The organism is Streptomyces sp. NBC_01241 (assembly GCF_041435435.1).
GTDB lineage: Bacteria > Actinomycetota > Actinomycetes > Streptomycetales > Streptomycetaceae > Streptomyces.
In genome coordinates this window covers 7,656,838-7,676,122 of the sequence record NZ_CP108494.1, presented here as the reverse complement: position 1 = coordinate 7,676,122, position 19,285 = coordinate 7,656,838, and the positions used below count along the sequence as shown (strand labels likewise).

General features: G+C 69.3%; 18 protein-coding genes. 1 reads left to right on the top strand and 17 read right to left on the bottom strand.

Annotated elements, in window-relative coordinates:
- Positions 1 to 331: 331 nt before the first annotated feature.
- Together OG306_RS34870 and ligD are read right to left on the bottom strand one after the other, a co-directional pair.
- A complete protein-coding gene (locus OG306_RS34870) occupies positions 332 to 1,411 on the bottom strand; it encodes an ABC transporter permease (protein WP_266750280.1) in 1,080 nt (359 codons plus the stop codon).
- Positions 1,408 to 2,418, bottom strand: a complete 1,011-nt coding sequence (gene ligD, locus OG306_RS34865) for a non-homologous end-joining DNA ligase (RefSeq protein WP_266752595.1) — start codon at positions 2,416 to 2,418, stop codon at positions 1,408 to 1,410. The genes OG306_RS34870 and ligD overlap by 4 nt, the downstream gene beginning before the upstream one ends.
- 98 nt (positions 2,419 to 2,516) lie before the next feature.
- On the opposite strand from ligD, the gene OG306_RS34860 reads away from it, so the two are divergent.
- Positions 2,517 to 3,584, top strand: a complete 1,068-nt coding sequence (locus OG306_RS34860) for an ATP-dependent DNA ligase (protein ID WP_266750279.1) — start codon at positions 2,517 to 2,519, stop codon at positions 3,582 to 3,584.
- Here OG306_RS34860 and OG306_RS34855 read toward each other — a convergent pair.
- The 15 genes from OG306_RS34855 to OG306_RS34785 all read right to left on the bottom strand — a co-directional run bounded on the left by OG306_RS34855 (position 3,567) and on the right by OG306_RS34785 (position 18,998).
- Positions 3,567 to 4,793: a lytic transglycosylase domain-containing protein gene (locus tag OG306_RS34855; RefSeq protein WP_266750277.1), complete on the bottom strand. Its 1,227-nt coding sequence runs from the start codon at positions 4,791 to 4,793 to the stop codon at positions 3,567 to 3,569. The genes OG306_RS34860 and OG306_RS34855 overlap by 18 nt on opposite strands.
- A gap of 22 nt (positions 4,794 to 4,815) precedes the next feature.
- A complete protein-coding gene (locus tag OG306_RS34850; RefSeq protein ID WP_266750275.1) occupies positions 4,816 to 5,553 on the bottom strand; it encodes a hypothetical protein in 738 nt (245 codons plus the stop codon).
- A 41-nt stretch (positions 5,554 to 5,594) separates the two neighbouring features.
- The gene (locus OG306_RS34845; RefSeq protein WP_266750274.1) at positions 5,595 to 6,125 is read right to left on the bottom strand and encodes a nuclear transport factor 2 family protein; all 531 of its coding nucleotides are present in this window, start codon (positions 6,123 to 6,125) and stop codon (positions 5,595 to 5,597) included.
- A gap of 54 nt (positions 6,126 to 6,179) precedes the next feature.
- Complete coding sequence (locus OG306_RS34840; RefSeq protein ID WP_266750272.1) at positions 6,180 to 6,860, bottom strand: hypothetical protein; 681 nt, start codon at positions 6,858 to 6,860, stop codon at positions 6,180 to 6,182.
- Between the two features lie 23 nt (positions 6,861 to 6,883).
- Positions 6,884 to 7,405, bottom strand: coding sequence for a hypothetical protein (locus tag OG306_RS34835; protein WP_266750271.1), 522 nt, complete (start codon positions 7,403 to 7,405; stop codon positions 6,884 to 6,886).
- Entirely contained in the window at positions 7,402 to 8,664 is a 1,263-nt protein-coding gene (locus tag OG306_RS34830) for an MCE family protein (RefSeq protein WP_266750269.1), read from the bottom strand. Before OG306_RS34830 ends, OG306_RS34835 begins: the two co-directional genes overlap by 4 nt.
- On the bottom strand, positions 8,661 to 9,815 hold the full coding sequence (locus tag OG306_RS34825; protein WP_266750267.1) for an MCE family protein: 1,155 nt from the start codon (positions 9,813 to 9,815) through the stop codon (positions 8,661 to 8,663). Before OG306_RS34825 ends, OG306_RS34830 begins: the two co-directional genes overlap by 4 nt.
- Positions 9,812 to 10,924, bottom strand: coding sequence for an MCE family protein (locus tag OG306_RS34820; protein ID WP_266750266.1), 1,113 nt, complete (start codon positions 10,922 to 10,924; stop codon positions 9,812 to 9,814). Before OG306_RS34820 ends, OG306_RS34825 begins: the two co-directional genes overlap by 4 nt.
- A 1-nt stretch (position 10,925) precedes the next feature.
- Entirely contained in the window at positions 10,926 to 11,945 is a 1,020-nt protein-coding gene (locus tag OG306_RS34815; protein ID WP_266750265.1) for an MCE family protein, read from the bottom strand.
- Positions 11,942 to 12,973: an MCE family protein gene (locus OG306_RS34810; protein WP_266750264.1), complete on the bottom strand. Its 1,032-nt coding sequence runs from the start codon at positions 12,971 to 12,973 to the stop codon at positions 11,942 to 11,944. The genes OG306_RS34815 and OG306_RS34810 overlap by 4 nt, the downstream gene beginning before the upstream one ends.
- Positions 12,970 to 14,283, bottom strand: a complete 1,314-nt coding sequence (locus OG306_RS34805) for an MCE family protein (RefSeq protein ID WP_266750263.1) — start codon at positions 14,281 to 14,283, stop codon at positions 12,970 to 12,972. The genes OG306_RS34810 and OG306_RS34805 overlap by 4 nt, the downstream gene beginning before the upstream one ends.
- Positions 14,283 to 15,086 (bottom strand): MlaE family ABC transporter permease, encoded by an 804-nt coding sequence (locus OG306_RS34800; protein ID WP_266750262.1) that lies wholly within the window; start codon positions 15,084 to 15,086, stop codon positions 14,283 to 14,285. Before OG306_RS34800 ends, OG306_RS34805 begins: the two co-directional genes overlap by 1 nt.
- 3 nt (positions 15,087 to 15,089) lie before the next feature.
- Positions 15,090 to 15,950, bottom strand: a complete 861-nt coding sequence (locus tag OG306_RS34795) for an MlaE family ABC transporter permease (protein WP_266750260.1) — start codon at positions 15,948 to 15,950, stop codon at positions 15,090 to 15,092.
- Complete coding sequence (locus tag OG306_RS34790; protein WP_266750259.1) at positions 15,947 to 16,942, bottom strand: ABC transporter ATP-binding protein; 996 nt, start codon at positions 16,940 to 16,942, stop codon at positions 15,947 to 15,949. The genes OG306_RS34795 and OG306_RS34790 overlap by 4 nt, the downstream gene beginning before the upstream one ends.
- A gap of 601 nt (positions 16,943 to 17,543) precedes the next feature.
- Positions 17,544 to 18,998: a DUF6801 domain-containing protein gene (locus tag OG306_RS34785; protein WP_266750257.1), complete on the bottom strand. Its 1,455-nt coding sequence runs from the start codon at positions 18,996 to 18,998 to the stop codon at positions 17,544 to 17,546.
- Positions 18,999 to 19,285: the final 287 nt, after the last annotated feature.

Below are 19,285 nucleotides of genomic sequence, written 5' to 3'. Positions count from 1 at the left end.
TCTTCTCGCGACAGCGGTACCGGCCCGTCCGGTTGTGGCTTGCGCTGCTGGGTTCGTTCCTCATAGTGCTGGGGCTGGGCTGACCTCGACGGCGGCGTACGGCCGTACGGCGGCTCCGGCAGGCGCGGCGGGCGCGGCGGCCGACCAGGTCCTCATCTGTCGGGGATCGGCAAGCCGGGCCAGGACGAGGGCTACAAGAAGCTCTTCGACGGCACGGCGGCGTCGTTCGCCAAGTGGCAGCAGGTCGGTGGCGGCAGGTTCGGGCTCAACGCCGACGGCACGATCACCAGCTCCACCACGGTGGACGGCATGGGCATAACCGGGACCGGGGTCAGGTGGCCGTGGCCGCGTGCCGAGGCATGTGGTCACGGCCTCCCGGGTGCCGGTGGCGCCACAACCAGAACACCGTGCAGGAGACCAGCGCCCATCCGGCGAGCACCAGATACGGGAAGACCCGCTGGTGCCCCTGGTAGTAGACGGCGGCGTGCTGGGCGTTGACCGAGGCGCCCGGGGGAAGCCAGCGGCCGATGAAGCCGAGCACCGACGGCAGCAGCGGCCACGACACCGCACCACCGGAGGACGGGTTTCCCAGCATCACCATCAGTCCCCAGGTGGGGAGCATGGCCCAGCGCCCGATCAGGGTGTTGAACATGGTGAAGACCATGCCCGTCGTGAACATGGTGAAGGCGAGGATCAACCACGACTGGACGAAGGGCAGGTCGACGGAGCCGAGCAGCCAGTCCACCACGGCGGCGATGGAGAACCCGCCGAGCAGGGCGTAGGCGACGGTGAACCCGATCCGTTCCAGGGGCTCCAGCCCCTTGGCGTGCACACTCAGCTGGATCGCGCCGACGAACCCGACGATCACCGCGGCGAGCGAGATGTAGAAGAGAGCCAGGCCGCGCGGGTCGCCCCGCTGCAGGGGCTTCACGTCCGTGACCTTCACCGGCACATGGGCCGCCTCCCCCACCTTCAGCGTGGACTCGGCGAGCAGCTGGGCGACCGTGGCCCCGGACGCGCTCGCGACGTCCATGGCGACCCCGCCGTTCTCGGACCGCAGGATGGCGAAGACCTTCTGCTCCTCCAGCGCGGTGCGGGCCCGGGCCCCGGTGGCGTACTCGTGCAGCACCAGCGAGGTGTCGAGCGCGCCCTCCAGCCGGTCGAGGAAGACCTTGTCGCGCGGGGTGTCCAGCGGACCGACCACGGCCGCCGGGATGTTGCGCGGGGTCGGGTTGGCCATCGCGTACGTGTAGGAGCCCGCGAAGAGACCGGCCGCGGCGGCGATGATGAACAGGAGCACGACGGCGGGCAGATACGGGGACGCCTTGAACGCCGCCCACCGGTCACCGCGGGCCGGGGGCCGGGCATGTTCCCCGCGCGGGGTGACGGGCTCCAGGCCGGGTGCGCTCATCCAGCGCCGTCCCCGTCGTGCCGGGCCCGGCTCGGCTGGACCCGTTTCGGTTCGCCGGGCATCTTCGGGTACTCCGGCGGGTACGGCAGTTCGCCGAGCCCATGCTCCCGCTCGTCCCGGTCGGCCAGCTCCAGCAGGCCGTCGAGCCGGAACGCGTGCTCGTCCATGTCCGCGTGCACGTCGCCGGCCTCGGCGTAACGCCCGGGCATGGTCCTGATGTCGAAGTCGCGCGGTTCGACGTCGTCGATCTCCTCCCAGCGCAGCGGGGCGGAGACCGGGGCGTGCGGGAAGGGGCGTACGGAGTAGGCGGAGGCGATCGTGCGGTCGCGGGCGGTCTGGTTGTAGTCGACGAAGATCCGCTCGCCGCGCTCCTCCTTCCACCAGGCGGTGGTCACCCGGTCCGGCATCCGGCGTTCCAGTTCCCGTCCGGTGGCGATGGCGGCGCGTCGGACGGCGGTGAAGGTCCACTTCGGCTCGATGGGGACGAAGACGTGGATGCCCCGGCCGCCGGAGGTCTTGGGCCAGCCACGCAGACCGTGCTCGTCGAGGACGGACCGCAGCTCGTGGGCGGCCCGCACCGCATCCGCGTAGTCCGTTCCGGGCTGTGGGTCGAGGTCGATGCGCAGTTCGTCCGGGTGGTCGGTGTCGGCCCTGCGGACGGGCCAGGGGTGGAAGGTGAGCGTGCCGAGGTTGGCCGCCCAGATGACGGCGGCGAGTTCGGTGGGGCAGATCTCGTCGGCAAAGCGGCCGCTGGGGAAGTCGATCCTGGCCGTGGGGATCCAGTCGGGAAGGTTCTTCGGGGCCCTCTTCTGGTAGAAGAAGTCGCCCTCGACGCCGTCGACGAAGCGCTGGAGGGTGGTCGGCCGGTCGCGCAGGGCGCGGGTGATGCCGGGGCCCACGGCCAGGAAGTACTCGGCCACGTCCCTCTTCGTATAACCCTTCGCCGGAAAGTAGACCTTGTCCGGACTGGACAGCCGCACGGCCCGTCCGCCGGCTTCGAGCTCCACCGCTTTGCCCGCTGCACCCATGACGGTCACGGTAGGCCGGGTCCACATATGCCGCATATCGGGAGACGGGTGGGCGTCCGTCGGCAAGAATCGGGGGCATGGATCTGCCGGTGATGCCGCCTGTGAAGCCGATGCTCGCCAAGTCCGTCGCGAAGATCCCGCCCGGTATGCAGTACGAGGCCAAGTGGGACGGTTTCCGCGCGATCGTGCACCGCGACGGCGACGAGGTGGTGATCGGCAGTCGCACCGGAAAGCCGCTCACCCGGTACTTCCCCGAACTGGTCACCGCCGTCCGCGACAATCTGCCGCCGCGCTGTGTGATCGACGGCGAGATCGTCGTCGCGTACGGGGGCCGGCTGGACTTCGACCGGCTCAGCGAGCGCATCCACCCCGCCGATTCCCGGGTGCGGCTGCTCGCCGAGCGGACCCCGGCCAGTCTGGTCGCCTTCGACATCCTGGCGGTGGGCGACGATTCGCTGCTCTCCGTACGGCAGTCGGACCGGCGCGCCGTACTGGAGGCGGCCCTGTCCGCCGCGTCGCCGCCCGTCCACCTCGCGCCGGCGACCACGGACCCGGCACTCGCCCAGGAGTGGTTCGACCGGTACGAGGGCGCGGGGCTCGACGGTGTGGTCGCCAAACCGCTCGATCTGCCGTACCGCCCCGACACCCGGGTGATGTACAAGATCAAGCACGAGCGGACCGCCGACTGCGTGGTGGCGGGCTACCGCCTCCACAAGAGCGGCCCGGTCGTCGGCTCGCTGCTGCTCGGCCTGTACGACGCCGAGGGCGTCCTGCAGCACGTCGGGGTCTGTGCGGCCTTCTCGATGAAGCGGCGCGCCGAGCTCCTGGAGGAGCTGGAACCACTGCGCGTGGAGCCGGCCGCTCACCCGTGGGCGGCCTGGGCGGACGCGGCGGCGCACGAGGGGTCGCGGCTGCCCGGGGCACCGAGTCGCTGGTCGGGCAAGAAGGACCTGTCCTGGGTGGCGCTCAGCCCGGAGCGGGTCTGTGAGGTGGCGTACGACCATATGGAGGGCGACCGCTTCCGGCACACCGCGCAGTTTCGCCGGTGGCGGCCGGACCGCACCCCGGACGGCTGCACGTACGCGCAGCTGGAAGAGGTGGTGCGGTACGACCTGGCCGAGGTGCTGTCAGCCGGCGGGCGCTGAGCCCGAGGCCGTGGCGCAGGGTTCCTCGGTCGTGCCCGGGTCGGGTGTCGGGGACTCGGTGGTTCCGGTCGAGCCGGTGGGGTCCGGTGACGGCGAGTCGCTCGGGCAGCCGGGGTCCGTGCCGGGGCCGGGGGCCGAGGTGCTGGGGTCGGGGCTGGTGCCGGGGTCCGGGGAGGCCGGTCCGCTGTCGGTCGGGCCCGGTGAGGCGGTGCCCGGATCGGTGGGGTCCGGGGAGGCGGTGGGGGCCGGGGAACTTGTCGGTGAGCCGGAGGGCTTCGGGGGCGTGGAGGGCGAGGGGCTGTGCGAACCGCCGGGCTGCGGGCCGATGACGATGCCGCCGCCCGGGGCTCCGGGACCGCCCACCGGGTGCTTCGGCTTGTTCGGTCCGCCCGCGCCGGGGCTCTTCGGGACGGTGCCCTTGCCGTCGGCCACCGGGTGAACGCCCTTGCGGTAGAACTCCAGCCAGGACAGCACGGTGCGCAGGTAGGTGTCCGAGTGGTTGTAGCTGAGGATCGCCCGGTCCAGGTCGGCCTTCACCGACAGATCGCCCGGTCCGGCACAGAGGTAGTACCCGGCGGCGAGGGCGGCGTCGAAGACGTTGTTCGGATCGCGGCGGCCGTCGCCGTTGCCGTCCTTGCCCCAGTGGGCCCAGGTGGACGGGATGAACTGCATCGGGCCGACGGCCCGGTCATAAGTGCTGTCGCCGTCGTACACGCCGCCGTCGGTGTCCGGAATGTTGGCGAATCCGGCGCCGTTGAGGACCGGTCCGAGGATCGGGTCGAGCGTCGTGCCGTGGGCATCGACCCGTCCCCCGCCCGCCTGGCCCGATTCGACCTTGCCGATCGCCGCGAGTAACTGCCACGGCAGATGGCATCCGGGGTCGGTACGCGCGAGCGCGCTCTCCGCCTTGCGGTAGGCGGCGAGCACCGTGGCCGGGATGCCCGCCTCGGCCCACGACTGCGCGACGGCCGGGCTCTGCTTCACACCGGCCTTCGGCGGCGTCGGCGACCGCAGCGGCGGCAGTTCGGTGTGGTAGGAGTCGTCGTTGGGCACGTGCGACCACGTGACCTCGTCGGACTCCTGTCGCTCCGTCGCGGTCTGTTCATGGCGGACGAGTCCCGGTGCCTGGGACCCGGTGAGCGCGGCCATCGCGGCGACCGCGGCTGCTGTGCCGCCGATTCCGCGGCGCATGGTGCCGTTGAACCTCATGCGTGCTCCCCTCTCCCCCGGGTCACCGGGCGAACGTATCGATGCCTGAGATCCGCCAGGTGTCGCCGCGGCGAACAGCGTCCACGGCGAACATCGCCGCCGCGTAGGTCGTCTCGTCCGACGTGCCAGTACGGGTGTTGCTCTGGTCGGCGAAGATCAGCAGCCGGGCCCGGTCGCCGTCGAGGAGTTCCACACCGCTGTCCGTGACGGTCGTGGTCAGCACGAGCTTCTGTTTCTGCCCCTGCGCCCGTACCTGCGCGAGCATGTCCGCGTGCTGCTGGACCGCCTTGCCGACCAGGTAACTCTTCACCGCACGCTCGGACTTGGCGGGCGAGGCGTAGTTGTACGAGAACACCGCACCCACCGCCTCGGAGATCTGCCCCTTCAGCTCGCTGGTGCGGCCGATGTCGGTGAGGGCCGTGTTCCGGCGGGCCGGGTCGTCGCGCAGGTTCGCGGCCGAGCCGAACGCCCAGGCGGCGAAGGCGCCGAGGAGCACCGTGAGGACGCAGAAGACGGCGGGCAGCCGGAGACGGAGGCGGGGTATCCGCTTGCGTCCAGGTGCCGCCTCCTCCCCCGTGTCGGCGTCGTCGGTGGCCTCGTCCTCAACGGTGGTGTCTTCCCCGGCCGTGGCCCCCGCGGGCTCGTCCCGTGAGGCGCCGGGGGGCGCGGGCCTGCTGGACGGGGCGGCAGTCGTGGCGCGTTCCGCGGCGACGGTGGCCAGACGGCGCTGACGGTTGACGAGGTGACGAGTCGTCGACATGTCCGGGATCCTCTCGGGTGGCGGGGTGGGAGTCGGTAGCGTCAGCCGGCCGTGTTGCCGACGGGCGCCTGGCCGAGGGCGCTGAGCTTCCACCCTTCGGAGGTACGGGTGAGCTGCCCGAGCATCCGGCTCTCCTTGACCGCGGGCTTGCCCTTGGGTGCGGTCACCGTCACCCGCAGCGCCACCATGACCCCGGCCTTGCCGGCCCGGTCGTCGAGTTCGGTCACCGCCCCGGACAGGATCTGGGCCGTGCTGACGGTCTTCGCCTGCTGGATCTGCTTCACGAACGCGTCGCGTCCGTCGACGAGTTGCTGGTGCAGATCGCCGGTGGTGGATTCCTCCCAGCTGTCGAGGCCCGTCGCCAGCTTCCGGTGGTCCAGGGTGTTCATGTTCTGCACGGCCTGTTCGCCCGCGGCCAGGGCGTCGTCGCGGGCCTGTGCGTAAGCCGCCGAATCGTCGTGCGCGGCGTCGTACCGGGACACCCCGCCCCAGCCGGCCGCGACGGCCGCCGCGACCGTCAGCGCGATCGCCACCGCCACCAGCGGGTTCCTCGTCATCCGTACCCGTGCCATTGCTGTCTCTCCCCTGCGGCCGATCCGTGCTGAACTGGACGAGTGTGGGCTCTGCTATCTGGAGGTGATGTCGACAACGATCCAGTGGCCGTCCCGCAGTTCGGCCGTGACGGAGAGCTGCGCCGCCGCCGTGGTGGCCGGCTTGCCTTCGCGTTCGTAGACCTGGTCGAGGAAGACGAGCAGGTGGGCGCTGCTGTCCGTCAGCCGGGTCACTCCGGCGCGTACGACGTGGGTGGTGAGCGTCAGTTTCTGGTCGGCGGCCTGCTTCTCGACCTGGCCGAACAGGGCCGCGTACTGCTTGAGCGCCGTCCCCGCCAGGAGTTGTTTCGCCGACTCCTTGGTGACGCCGGTGGCCCGTGGGCTGTACGAGAAGACCTTGCCGAGCGCGTTGCTGACGTCGCCGGTGACCCGGCTGGTCGCCGCGCTGTCGGTCAGCGCCCGGTTCGAGGTGGCGGGGGTGTCGCGCAACTGCCTGCCCTTGGCGAAGAGTCCGCCACCGGTCGCGAGGAGTGCCACGACCAGAACCGCTGCCACGACGCGCGGCCACCGGCGGCCCGCGCCGGGCGGGACCGTGCCGTCCTCACCGGAAGCCTCGTCGGTCTTCTCCGTGTCCTCGACGGTGTCCTCACCGGCCGGCGCGTCGGCTTTCTCCGCGTCCTCGACGTTGTCCTCACCGGCCGGCGCGTCGGCTTTCTCCACGTCCTCGACGGCCTCCGCGTCCACGTCCGTACTCATGACCGCCGCCCCTCCCCGCTTCTTCATGCGCTGCCCCCGACCGGAATCGCCGTGAGGGCCTTGACCTTCCAGCCGTCCGCGGTCCGGGCGAGCGTGGCTTCGAAGCGTTTGCGTTCGGTGCCGCCCTTGCCGGTGCGCGGGGTGACGTCGACGTCGACCGTCGCGATCAGTTGTGCCGTGCCGGTGCGTTCGTCGAGTGCGGTGAGCGCCGCGTCGGTGACCTTGCCGCGCGCGGTGGAGCCGGACTTCGTCAGTTCGCTCGCGTCCGTGCTCCGGGTGCGGCCCAGCTGGTCGTGGAGCGGCCCGGTGGAGGAGTCGAGCCAGGCGTCGAGGCCGGCGCCGACACTCCTGGCGTCCTTCCCGTCGAGGCTGTTCAGCCGGGCAAGGTGGCGCTTTCCGTCGGCCAGCGCGACATCGCGGCTCTTCGCGTACGACAGGTCTTCGTCGCCGCGCGCGTCGGCGTACGACCACCCGCCGAGTGAGCAGATCACCGCGGCGGCGAGCAGCGCCGCCCAGGCGCTCAGGGTCTTCGTACGGGGCGTCATGCGCCGCCTCCCTGTCCGAGTCCCAGCAGGCCGGCCATGCCGTCGGCGGCCGTCGTGGTGGCCCCCGTGACGCCGAGGGTGCCGGGGAGCCGGTGCGCCGAGCCGGGTCCGAGGAGCATCGATCCGGGTTTGGCGGGCGCGGGCACGGCGCCGCCCTTCGGCGCGTTGGCGCTGCCCCGGACGTTGATGCCGGTGCCGGGCGAGGAGGTGCAGCGGGCCTTGGTGTTGACGGGCGGTCCGGCCGAGGTGTCGAGACCGCTGCGGTAGACCGTGGAGCCGTATCCGGCGGTGCAGGGCAGGGGTTCGAAGAAGGTGACCGACATGCCGAACCGGGCGCCGTTCTCGTCCACCGCGCTCGAACCCGCGGCTGCCACCGCGGGCAGCTTCACCAGGAGTTCCTCCAGTCCGCGCTGCCGGGTGACGGCGACCTCGGAGGTGGTGAGGAGGTTGGCGACGACGACGCCGAAGCTCGGGTCGAGGTCCCGCAGCAGTCCGCTGATCTGACCGGTCGCGTCCGGGGTGACCGCGATCAGCCTGCGCAGGTCGGTGTCCGATCCCTTGAGTTCTGCGGCCAGTTGCTCGGCACCGGAGGCGAAGCCCTTGAGTGCTTGGCCCTGTTCGGCCTGGGTGCGCAGCACGGTCTCGCCGTCGGCCATCAGCCGGGTGTTGACGGGCAGTGCGTCGTCGGCCGCCCGGACGAAATCGCTCCCGGTGTCCAGGAGGACCTGGAGATCGTCGCCGCGCCCCTCGAACGCGGCGGCGAACTCGTCGACGACCGTGCGCAGGGATTCCAGGTCGACGGAGCCCGCCAGGTCGTTGACGCTGGTGAGGACGTTGGTGACGGGGGCCGGGACGGTGGTGTCGGCCCGGTCGATGACCGAGCCGTTCGCCAGGTACGGGCCGTCGGTGCGGGTGGGCCGCAGATCGACGTACTGCTCGCCGACCGCGGAGAGGTTGGCGACGACCGCCGTGAGGCTGTCCGGGATCTTCGGGGCGTCCTTCTCGATGCGCAGTTCGGCCTCGACTCCGTCGTCGGTGAGCTCGATCGGCCCGACCCGGCCCACGGACACGCCTCGGTAGGTGACATCCGAGTGGGTGTACAGGCCGCCGGTGCGGGGGAGTTGGACGGTGACGGTGTAGTAGCCGCGCAGGCCGATGTAGTGGCCGAGGTCGGCGTATCGCACCCCGAGGTAGCCGAGGACGAGCACCGCGATGACGAGGAAGGCGATGTTCTTCAGCCGGATGGCGAGGGTGATCACCGGCCGCTCCCGTCCGTGACCGCCGTGGAGACCGCGGGCAGTGGCAGGGGCGGAGCCGAGCCGGATACCGCGCTCGTGCCGCTCGCGGTGGGCTGGGCGGTGTCCGGGTCCAGCGGCGGGATGAGCTGCGTGCCGGGCATGGCCGTCACATCCAGGTAGACGTTGAGGTAGTCGCCCTTGACCCCGCGGAGCACCTCGTCCGTGAACGGGTAGGTGAGCAGCACCTGGAGGGAGTCGGGCAGGTCGCTCCCGGAGTCGGCGAGCGCCTTGAGGGTGGGGGCGAGGGCCTTGAGGTCGGCGATCATGTCGGCCTTGCTCTTGTTGACCGTGTCGACGGCGACGGTGGAGAGGGTGTCGAGCGAGCGGAGCATGGTGAGGAGCGAGCCGCGCTGCTTCTCCAGGACCTTCAGGCCGGGGCTGAGTCCGGTGAGGACGGTACCGACGTCCTGTTTGCGGGTGGCGAGGGTGGCGGAGAGCCGGTTGACGCCGTCGAGTGCGTCGGTGATGTCCCCCTTGTGGCCGTCCAGGTTCGTGACGAGGGTGTCGACCCGGTTGAGCATGGAACGGACCTGGGGTTCCTGGCCGGCCAGCGCCTTGTTGAGTTCGGTCGTGATGGTCTTGAGCTGGTTGACGCCACCGCCGTTGAGGAGCATCGACAGGGCGCCGAAGACCTCTTCGACCTCGGGGTTGCGGTTGGTCCGGGTCAGCGGGATGCGGTCTCCGTCGGCGAGCCTGCCCCGGGCGGTGCCGCTCGCGGGCGGCGAGAGCTGGATGTACTTCTCGCCGAGGAGGCTGGACTGTTCGAGGTGGGCGTAGGCGTTCTCGGGCAGTTCGACCTTGCCGTTGACCCGCATCGTGACCTTGGCGTTCCAACTGCCCGAGTTCAGGGAGATCTTGGTGACACGGCCGACGGCGACGTCGTTGACCTTCACCGAGGACTGCGGGGCGAGACTGAGGACGTCCGCGAATTCCGCGGTGATCTCGTACGGGTGGTCGCCGAGGTCGGCGCCGCCGGGCAGCGGCACCTGGTCGATGCCGGTGAACGACGGCAGGCCGGTGCCGGTGACGACCAGGGCCAGTCCGACGCCCACGGCCAGCACCGCGACGACGCCGGTCGTACGGACTCCGGGTCTGCGCAGGGCGCGGCTCATCGGTTCGCCCCCTTCTTCTCCGTGGCGGTCTTCGCCGGGGTGCCGTAGACGGTGCCGACGGTCGGGAGCGGCAGGACGGGCAGCGCCTTCTGGCGCGCGGTGTCCACCGGTGCGAGGCCCGCGAGTGCGGGAGTCTCGGTGAGCGGCCCGCCCATGGAGAGCTCGTTGAGGTTCGTGCGGCCGTTGAGGGTGCGGTTCACCGGGTCGTAGGCGTTGACCACGTTGTCCGCGGCGAGCGGCAGCGTGTCCATCGACTCGGCGAGCGAGGCACGCTGGTCGACCAGGGTCTGGGTGAGCGGCACCAGTGCGTCCACGTTCGACTTCAGGGCGCCGCGGTTCTTCTGGATGAAGCTCTTGACCTGGCCCAGGGCGGTGCCCAGCTCCTTCAGTGCCGCGCTGAGGTTCTCCTTGTCGTCGGCGAGGAAGCCGGTGACGGAGTTCAGTTGCTGTTCGGCGGCGCGCACATTGCCGTCGTTGTCCTTCAGCATGGTGGTGAAGGTCTGCAGGTAGGACAGCGTGTCGAAGAGGTTCCCGCTGCTCTTGTCGAGGGTCTTGGTCGCCTTGCCGAACTGTTCGATGGAGTTACCGATGGCTTTTCCGTTGCCGTCGAGGTTCTTGGCGCCGGTGTCGAGGAGTCCGGAGAGCGCGCCGTCCGCGTTGGCTCCGTCGGGGCCGAGGGCCGTGGAGAGCTGGGTGATGGACTCGTACAGCTGGTCGACCTCGACGGGGGTGGCGTTGCTCGCGGCGGGCAGTACGGCGTTGTCCGCGATCTGTGGTCCGCCGTTGTACGCGGGGGCGAGCTGGACGTAGCGGTCGGCGACGAGGCTGGGGGCGACGACCACGGCGTGCGCCTCCTTGGGGACCTTGACGCCCTTGTCGACCCGCAGGGTGACCCGGACCTCGCCGCCGCGCGGCGTGACCGATTCGACCCTGCCGACCCTGACGCCGAGGATCCGCAGGTCCGATCCGGCGTATACCCCGGTGGCCTGGTCGAAGTAGGCGGTGATGGTCGTCGTTCCTTCGTCGTCCATGGCCATCACACCGGTGGTGGCCGCGACGGCCACGACGGCGAGTCCGGCGCCGATGCCGACGATGCGCGTCATTCTCATCTCATCGGCCGCCTTGCTGCTTGGGTGGCTTGCATTCGGCTCCTGCGGGTGTCCCGGCGGGCAGGTAGTTCTTCGGGACGACCCCGCAGACGTAGTTGTCGAACCACCGGCCGCTGCCCAGGGTGTTGCCGACGAGCCGGTTGTACGAACCGGCGAGCGACAGCACCTTGTCAAGGCTCTTGCGGTTCTTCACCAGCACCGCGGTGACCCGGCCGAGCGAGTCCAGGGTGGGCTTCAGCTGTTTGTTGTTGTCCTCGACGAGGCCGGTGAGCTGGGTGCCCAGGTTCCGGGTGCCGGTGAGCAGCAGATGGATGGAGTCGCGGCGCGCCTGGATCTCGCCGAGGAGCAGATTGCCGTCCTCCAGCAGCATTTCGAAGCTGCTCTTCTTGCCGGCGAGCGTCTTGGTGAGCTGCTTGCTGCCCTTGAGGAGGGTGGCGAGCTGGGCGTCGCGTTCGGAGACCGTTCTGGAGAGGGCGGAGAGCCCGTCGGCGGCGCTCTTCACGTCCGGCGGGGAGTCCTTGAAGGTGGCGGAGATCGTCTCGAAGCTCTTGGCGAGCTGCTGGGTGTCGATCTCCTCGATGGTCTCGCCGAGCCCGTTGAACGCCTGGGTGACGTCGTACGGGGAGGTGGTGCGGCTGACCGTGATGCGCTCGTGCGGGTCCTGCGGGGCGTCACCGAGCGGGTCGACGGCGAGGTACTTCTCGCCCAGCAGTGTCTTGATGGCGATGCCGACGGTGGAGGAGTTGCCGATCCAGACGTCCTTGACCTTGAAGCGGACCTTCACCTTGGAGCCGTCGAGCGAGACGCCGGTGACCTCGCCGACCTTCACCCCGGCCACCCGTACCTCGTCGCGCTCGTCGAGTCCGGCGGACTCGGTGAAGTCGGCGCTGTAGGTGGTGCCGCCGCCGATGAGGGGCAGCGAGTCGGCGCGGTAGGCGGCCAGGCCGACGAGGGCGAGGACGATCAGTCCGACGAGGGCCACGGCGACGGGGTTGCGTTCCCGTACGGGTTTGATTCTCATGCCTGGCACCTCGGCTTCGCGACGACGATGCCGGTGGGCGGTGCGCTGCCGTCATCGTTGGTCACACCGCTGACCTTGGCCTCGCAGAGGTAGAGGTTGAGCCATGAGCCGTACGAGGCGAGGCGGCTGATCGCTTCCATCTTGGCCGGGGTCTTGCGCAGGAAGTTCTCGATCTGCGGGGTGCCCTTGCCCAACTGGTCCGAGAGACGGCCGAGTTGTCTGATGTCGTCCTTGAGGGGTTTACGGCCGTCGTCGAGGAGGTCCGCGGTGACGGTGGTGAGCGCGCCCATCGCGGTGACCGCCCGGCCGAGCTGTTTACGGTCGCCGGAGAAGCCGGTGACGAGTTTCTGGAGGGTGACGACGAGGTCGTTGAAGCCGGCCTCGCGGTCGTTGACGGTCTTCAGGACCGTATTGAGGTTCTTGATCACCTCGCCGATCACCTTGTCCTTCGCGGCGACCGTTGCGGTCAGTGAGCCGACGTGCTGGAGGATGCTGTCGACGGTGCCGCCCTCGCCCTGGAGCACCTGGACGATGGAGCCCGCGAGCTGGTTCACGTCCGGCGGGGAGAGCCCTTCGAAGAGCGGCTGGAAGCCGTTGAAGAGCTGGGTGAGATCGAGCGCCGGAGTGGTGCGGGAGAGCGGGATGGTCGCCCCGGCGGCGAAGCTGCGGCCGACCGGTCCGGCGCCCTGGTCGAGGTCGATGTACCGCTGGCCGACCATGTTGAGGTATTTGATCGAGGCGGTCACCGAGGCGGGCAGCTTGCGCCCCTTGCGGACGGCGAAGCCGACCTCGGCGAGCCGCTTGTCGGCCACGTCGATGGACTCGACCTGCCCGACCTTCACCCCGGCGATCCGGACGCTGTCACCGACGACCAGCCCGGTGACGTCGGTGAACCTGGCCTTGTACGGGGTGGTGTCGCCGACGCCCGTATTGGCGATGGACAGGGCCAGGACGGTGGTGGCGAGAACGGTCACCAGGATGAAGACGATCGACTTCGCGAGCGGCCCGGCGAGAGAGCGGCGCTTCACTTGAGCTTCACCTCCGCACCGCGGAAGGCCGGACCGATGAGCACGCTGCTCCAGTCGGGCAGGGTCTGCGGCTGGACTTTCAGTGAGGGAGCGACCAGTTCGTTGACGAGCCGGCTCTCCTGCGGGGAATTGGGCATGCCGAGGGCTGATTTCGTGTCCCGGGGCGCGGTGCCGGCCGGCTCGTCGGCGCGTGGCCGGCCGGCCGGTGCGACCGCCTCGGCCGTACGGGCGTCCGCGGTCGGTACGGTCCGGCCGACGTACGGCACGGAATAGCAGTGCGGTCCGCCGGTCGCGTCGTAGACCGGGGTGTCCTTGCCGGGCACGTACTTGCCCTTGGACTTCACGGCCTTGACGGTGACATGGAGTCCGGGCCGGTCCGTGCCCTTGCCGAGCGCCTTGTCCATGGCCGGGACGAAGCCGGCCATGGTCCGCAGGGTGCAGGGGAATTCGTCCGAGTACCGTGCCAGTAGTTCGAGCGTCGGCCGGCCCGTGGCGGAGAGCCGGATCAGGTTGTCCTTGTTCTCCCGGAGGAAGGACGTGATGTCCTGCGCGGAGGCGGTCGTGGACCCGTACAGATCGGCGAGTTCCGCCTGCTGTTCGGCGATGGTGCCGCTGGTGGTGGTGAAGTCGGTGAGTGCGTCCAGGACATCGGGCGCGGCATCCCCGTACACCTTGCTCACCTTGACGAGTTCCTTGATGTCGGCATTGAGCGTGGGGAGTTGGGGGTTGAACTTCTTCAGGTGGGCGTCGAGCGTGAGGAGGGTGTCGCCGAGCTTCTCGCCGCGTCCTTCGAGTGCCTGGGAGACCGCGCCGAGGGTGGCGGCGAGCTTCTCCGGCTTGACGGCGGTCAGCAGCGGCAGGACGTTGTCGAGGACCTCCTCCAGCTCGATGGCGTTGCTGGAGCGGTCCTGCGGGATGACGGCCCCGGCCCGCAGGGACTGCGCGGACGGCACCTCGGGCGGTACGAGCGCCACGAACCGTTCCCCGAAGAGGGTGGTGGGCAGCATCTGCGCGCTCACGTCGGCGGGGATGCGGGTGAGCTTGTCGGGCTGGATCGCGAGGGTGAGCCGGGCCCCGTTCCCGTCGGCCGAGATGGTGCGGACCTGGCCGACGACGACGCCGCGCAGCTTCACATCCGCGTTGTCGTGCATCTCGTTGCCGACGCTGCCGGTGCGTACGGTCACGGTGGCGTCGTCGGTGAAGTCCTTGTTGTACACGGAGACCGATACCCATACGAGCACGGCGGGCACGAGGAGGAAGGTGATTCCGGCGAGTCTGCGGCGCACGGTCTGCGCCCGGTGGGCATTCATCAGCCGGCCACCTTCACCGTCGTCGTGGCGCCCCAGATGGCGAGCGAGAGGAAGAAGTCGGTGACGCTGATGAGCACGATGGCGTTGCGCACCGACCGGCCGACGGCCACCCCCACTCCAGCGGGCCCGCCGGTGGCGTGGAAGCCGTAGTAGCAGTGGGCGAGGATCACCATCACGCTGAAGATCAGCACCTTGAGCACCGACAGCAGCACGTCGTCCGGGGAGAGGAAGAGATTGAAGTAGTGGTCGTAGGTGCCCGCGGACTGTCCGTTGAACAGGATCGTGATGTAGCGGGACGCCAGGTACGAGGAGAGCAGCCCGATCGCGTACAGCGGGATGATCGCGACGACTCCGGCGATGATCCGGGTGGTGACGAGGTAGGGCATGGACCGCACGCCCATCGCCTCCAGGGCGTCGACCTCCTCGTTGATCCGCATCGCGCCGAGCTGGGCGGTGAAGCCGGCGCCGACGGTCGCGGAGAGCGCGAGTCCGGCGACGAGCGGGGCGATCTCCCGGGTGTTGAAGTAGGCGGAGATGAAGCCGGTGAAGGCGGAGGTGCCGATCTGGTTGAGGGCGGCGTACCCCTGGAGGCCGACGACCGTGCCGGTGAAGAGGGTCATCGCGATCATCACGCCGATGGTGCCGCCGATGACCCCGAGACCTCCGCTGCCGAACGCCACTTCGGCCAGCAGTCGCTGGACCTCGCGCAGGTAGCGACGCAGAGTCCGCGGGATCCAGATCAACGCCCGTACGTAAAAGGTGAGTTGTTCGCCGGATCGATCCAGCCAGCTGAGCATCGACATCGGTCAGCTCCCCTTCGCGGGGACGATCTGGAGGTAGATCGCCGTGAGGATCATGTTCACGAAGAACAGCAGCATGAAGGTGATGACGACCGACTGGTTGACCGCGTCACCGACGCCCTTGGGGCCGCCGCGCGGGTTGAGTCCGCGGTAGGCGGCGACGACGCCGGCGATGAAGCCGAAGATCAGCGCCTTGACCTCGCTGATGTACAGGTCGGGGAGCTGGGCGAGGGCGGAGAAGCTGGCGAGGTAGGCCCCGGGGGTGCCGTGTTGCAGGATCACGTTGAAGAAGTAGCCGCCGAGCGTGCCGACGACGGAGACCAGCCCGTTGAGCAGGACGGCTACGAGCATGGTGGCGAGGACGCGCGGGACGACGAGGCGCTGGATGGGCGAGACGCCCATGACCGCCATCGCGTCGAGTTCCTCGCGGATCTTCCGCGAGCCGAGGTCCGCGCAGATCGCCGAGCCCGCCGCACCGGAGATCAGCAACGCCACGATGATGGGGCTGGCCTGCTGGATCACGGCGAGGACACTGGCGCCGCCGGTGAACGACTGGGCACCGAGCTGCTGGGTCAGCGAGCCGACCTGGAGGGCGATGACCGCGCCGAACGGGATGGAGACGAGGGCGGCGGGCAGGATGGTGACGCTGGCGACGAACCAGAACTGCTCGATGAACTCCCGTACCTGGAAAGGCCTGCGGAAGATGTCGCGGCTCACGGTCCCGGCGAGGGAGAACAGCTTCCCGGTCTCGCGCAGCGGGGCGAGCAGCCGCGCGGGAGGCCGCTGCTCCGGTGCCTTCGGTCCGGTGGCGTCGGCCGCGCCGGCCGCGGGCGGCTCGGGGGGCCGCACCGGCATGGGGGCCGTCACGGGCGTCCACCGCCCGCGGCCGGGGTGTAGCTCTTCATGATGGCGGTACGGGCGGCCTCCGGCAGCTGGCCCATCATCGAGAGGACCCGTTCCCGGCGGCGCAGCGCTGCCTGCCGTACGGGCATGCCGGGCGACGGCTCCAGCTGCGGTACGACGGTGCGCGGGCCGTTGGCGGAACTGATGCCGACGCCGTAGCCGTTCGTCTCCTCGGCGGCGAGGGTGGCGGCGTCCTTCTCCTCGGCCATCCCGATGGGGCCCTCGCGGCGCCCCGCGAGGAATTGGGCGACGACCGGCACATCGCTGGTGAGCAACACCTCGCGCGGCCCGAAGGTGACGAGGTTGCGGCGAAACAGCATGCCCATGTTGTCGGGGACGGTGGCCGCGATGTCGAGGTTGTGGGTGACGATGAGCATCGTCGCGTCGATCTGCGCGTTGAGATCGATGAGCAGCTGGGAGATGTAGGCGGTGCGGACCGGGTCGAGTCCGGAGTCCGGTTCGTCGCAGAGAATGATCTGAGGGTCCAGGACGAGGGCTCGGGCCAGGCCGGCGCGCTTGCGCATGCCGCCGGATATCTCGCCGGGCAGTTTGCCCTCGGCACCGAGGAGACCGACGATGTCGATCCGCTCCATGACGATCCGGCGGATTTCCGATTCCTTCTTGCGGGTGTGCTCACGCAGCGGAAAGGCGATGTTGTCGAACAGTGACATCGAGCCGAAGAGCGCGCCGTCCTGGAACATGAGGCCGAAGAGTTTGCGGGTCTCCATGATCTCGCGCTCGGGGCTGTTGACCATGTCGACGCCGTTGATGAGGACGCGGCCCTGCTCGGGCTTGAGCAGGCCGATGATGGATTTCAGGAAGACGGTCTTTCCGGTGCCGGAAGGGCCGAGCATCACGCTCACCTCACCGGCGGGCAGTGTGAGACTGACGTCCTGCCAGATGTTCTGTTTGCCGAAAGACTTCGTCAGGCCCTCGACGACTACTTCGATTCCCATCGGCCCTCCCTCGACGTTGTGGTGAACGTAGTCATCTGTCAGCGCTCCGGCTCTGAGAAATCCAATGGCGGCTCGTCACCCGTGCACCAGGAGGCGCACGGTATGTCCGTCGAAACCGCCAGGACAAGCCGTTGAACAGCGGAAATCGACGAACCATGGGCGGGGAGTGGATCACTTGTCACTCGTTGACAAATCAGTCGCCCGGCTTTGTCGAAACATGCGCAAGTACTCGGGTGGAGAGGTTGGGGCCCACGGTCCGACGCGCCGGGGCCGCGGGGCCCCGACAAGCGGATACTGGCGCATTTCCGTGCTGGCCATACGGGACGCTACGACTGAGTAACCTGACTTCGCAATACTGGACGCCGAACTTTCTCCGCGGTGCCCGAGGGGCGGCGATCACTTGTAATCGAGTGAGTGGTCGACAGGAAAAAGCTGTCCGGGAGTGATGAATTCCGAAGGGCGTGGGGAGGTCGTCCGCTCGGGGATTGGCACCTGCCCGCATGGTGCGGTTTCCACGGAGAAGCGCGCGCCCGGCCGCACAACAGTACGGCCGCCGGACCCGGCCCTTTGCAGGGTCGGGGCCGGCGGCCGTTGGGCGGGGTCAGCGTTCCGGAATGGGCTTCTTCGCGGGGCAGTCCGGGCTGTCGGGGTTGCTGACCACGCACAGCGGGGCCTGCGTCATTTTGATGAAGTTTCCGCCGCCGGAGATGGACGCCGTCATCAGTGGTGACAGGTCCTCGTCGACACCGCAGCCAGTGAATGCCGGGATATAGGTCTCACCACTCATGGTGCCGCCGCGGTTGACCGTGTATCCCGAGGGCGGATTACCCGTACCGAACGCGTAAAGGGTCTGTTTGATCGGTTTGACCGTCCGGCAGTTGGGGCCCACGTCGAGGGGTTCGCCATTGACACGGACATCACTGATGGTGAGTTCGAAATCGGCGCTGACGGTCGTGTCCTCCGGGATCCTGGGGTCGGAGTTGTGGCTGACGGACGTGATGAGGGCGGGCGGGCCGACCTGGGACAACACCATGGTCGCGGTGGTCGGCATGAATCCGTAGGTGAGGAACGTCCCCTGCGACGGAGGCAGTTGCCGACGCCCGTTGTAGTCGAAGTCCGCCTCGCTGAGCACCGTGAAGGTGTCCGTGCACGGATCGGCGATGTACGTCTTCATCAGAATGACGTTCAGACGTGCGGGCCCGAGCAGCGCCGCCGAGTTGAGCTTCTTGACGTTCGTGAACCCCGCCACATAGGTCTCGGCCGGCGTGGGAACGGAAAACGGCGGGAAGGGGCACGGTTCGGGGTCGGTGTCACCCTCCGCCCTGGCCGTGTGGCGGGCGTCGTTCAGCTTCTCCCGCTGGCTGGGCGGGAGTTTCCCGGCGAGGTCGGGAAGGTCGGGAAGGTCTTCGGGGGTGGGCTCGGCGGGTTTCTCCTCCGCCGGGCCGCCAATGGTCAAGGAGGCGAGCGTGCCGTCCGCTCCGTCCACGAGCCGGCAGGCGACGTCGATGCCGTCCGGTACGGCGGCTGAGCCGTCCTCTTTCAACGGGCTCAGGGCCAGCGTCAGGTCCGAGGCCGACAGGGTGGCGGTGCCGGGCGAGCCGAACGTGGCCGTCGGGACCGCGCCCGCGGCTTCGAGCTTGAGACCGTCCTGCCCGGCGATGTCCTGGGCGGGAGCCGTGAGCCCGGACCAGTCGGCGGTGGCGGACTCCTTCGACATGGCATGCAGGACCTTCAGTTGCACGACGGCCGACACCGCTGTGGCGTCGGGCCCGGCCAACTCGTCCAGCGCGGCCTTCGGCAGGTCGACGTCCACCGTCACGTCGCGGGGCTCCACCGGTCGGCCCACTCTGCCGCCTACCGGAAATCGTCCCGCGACTACGGCCTTCACCGCATACGAACCTTCCGGGAATTGGCAGTTGTAGTCGAGGGATATCTCCGCCCGTTGCGCATCGGCCGCCGAATCCGCGCCCGGAAGAAAAGTGGCCGCGACGACCAGGAGGCCACCTGCGGCAATTCGTGCGGGCTGGCGAGTTGTCCAGCGCACGCTGCTTGCCATGTCTCGATACCTCCGGGGCTCACATTCAGAACATCGCGTGGACCTTTGATCCACCGGCAGCACCGCCCGACTTACTGGACGGTACGGTACGCGCCGTCGCAACTGAGGGGAAGCAGTGAATCTTGAACGATTCATGCGCCACGACGACCGCTGTTCTTCTTGGCAGTCCGTGACAATCAATGAGTGGGAAACTGTCAGTTCTTGAGTGTCGCGCTCGCGTCCCGGGGCACCGGCGCCACACCGGATGGCCCGGCCGTCACTGCTGCGGCCGGGCCATCCGCTCCGAG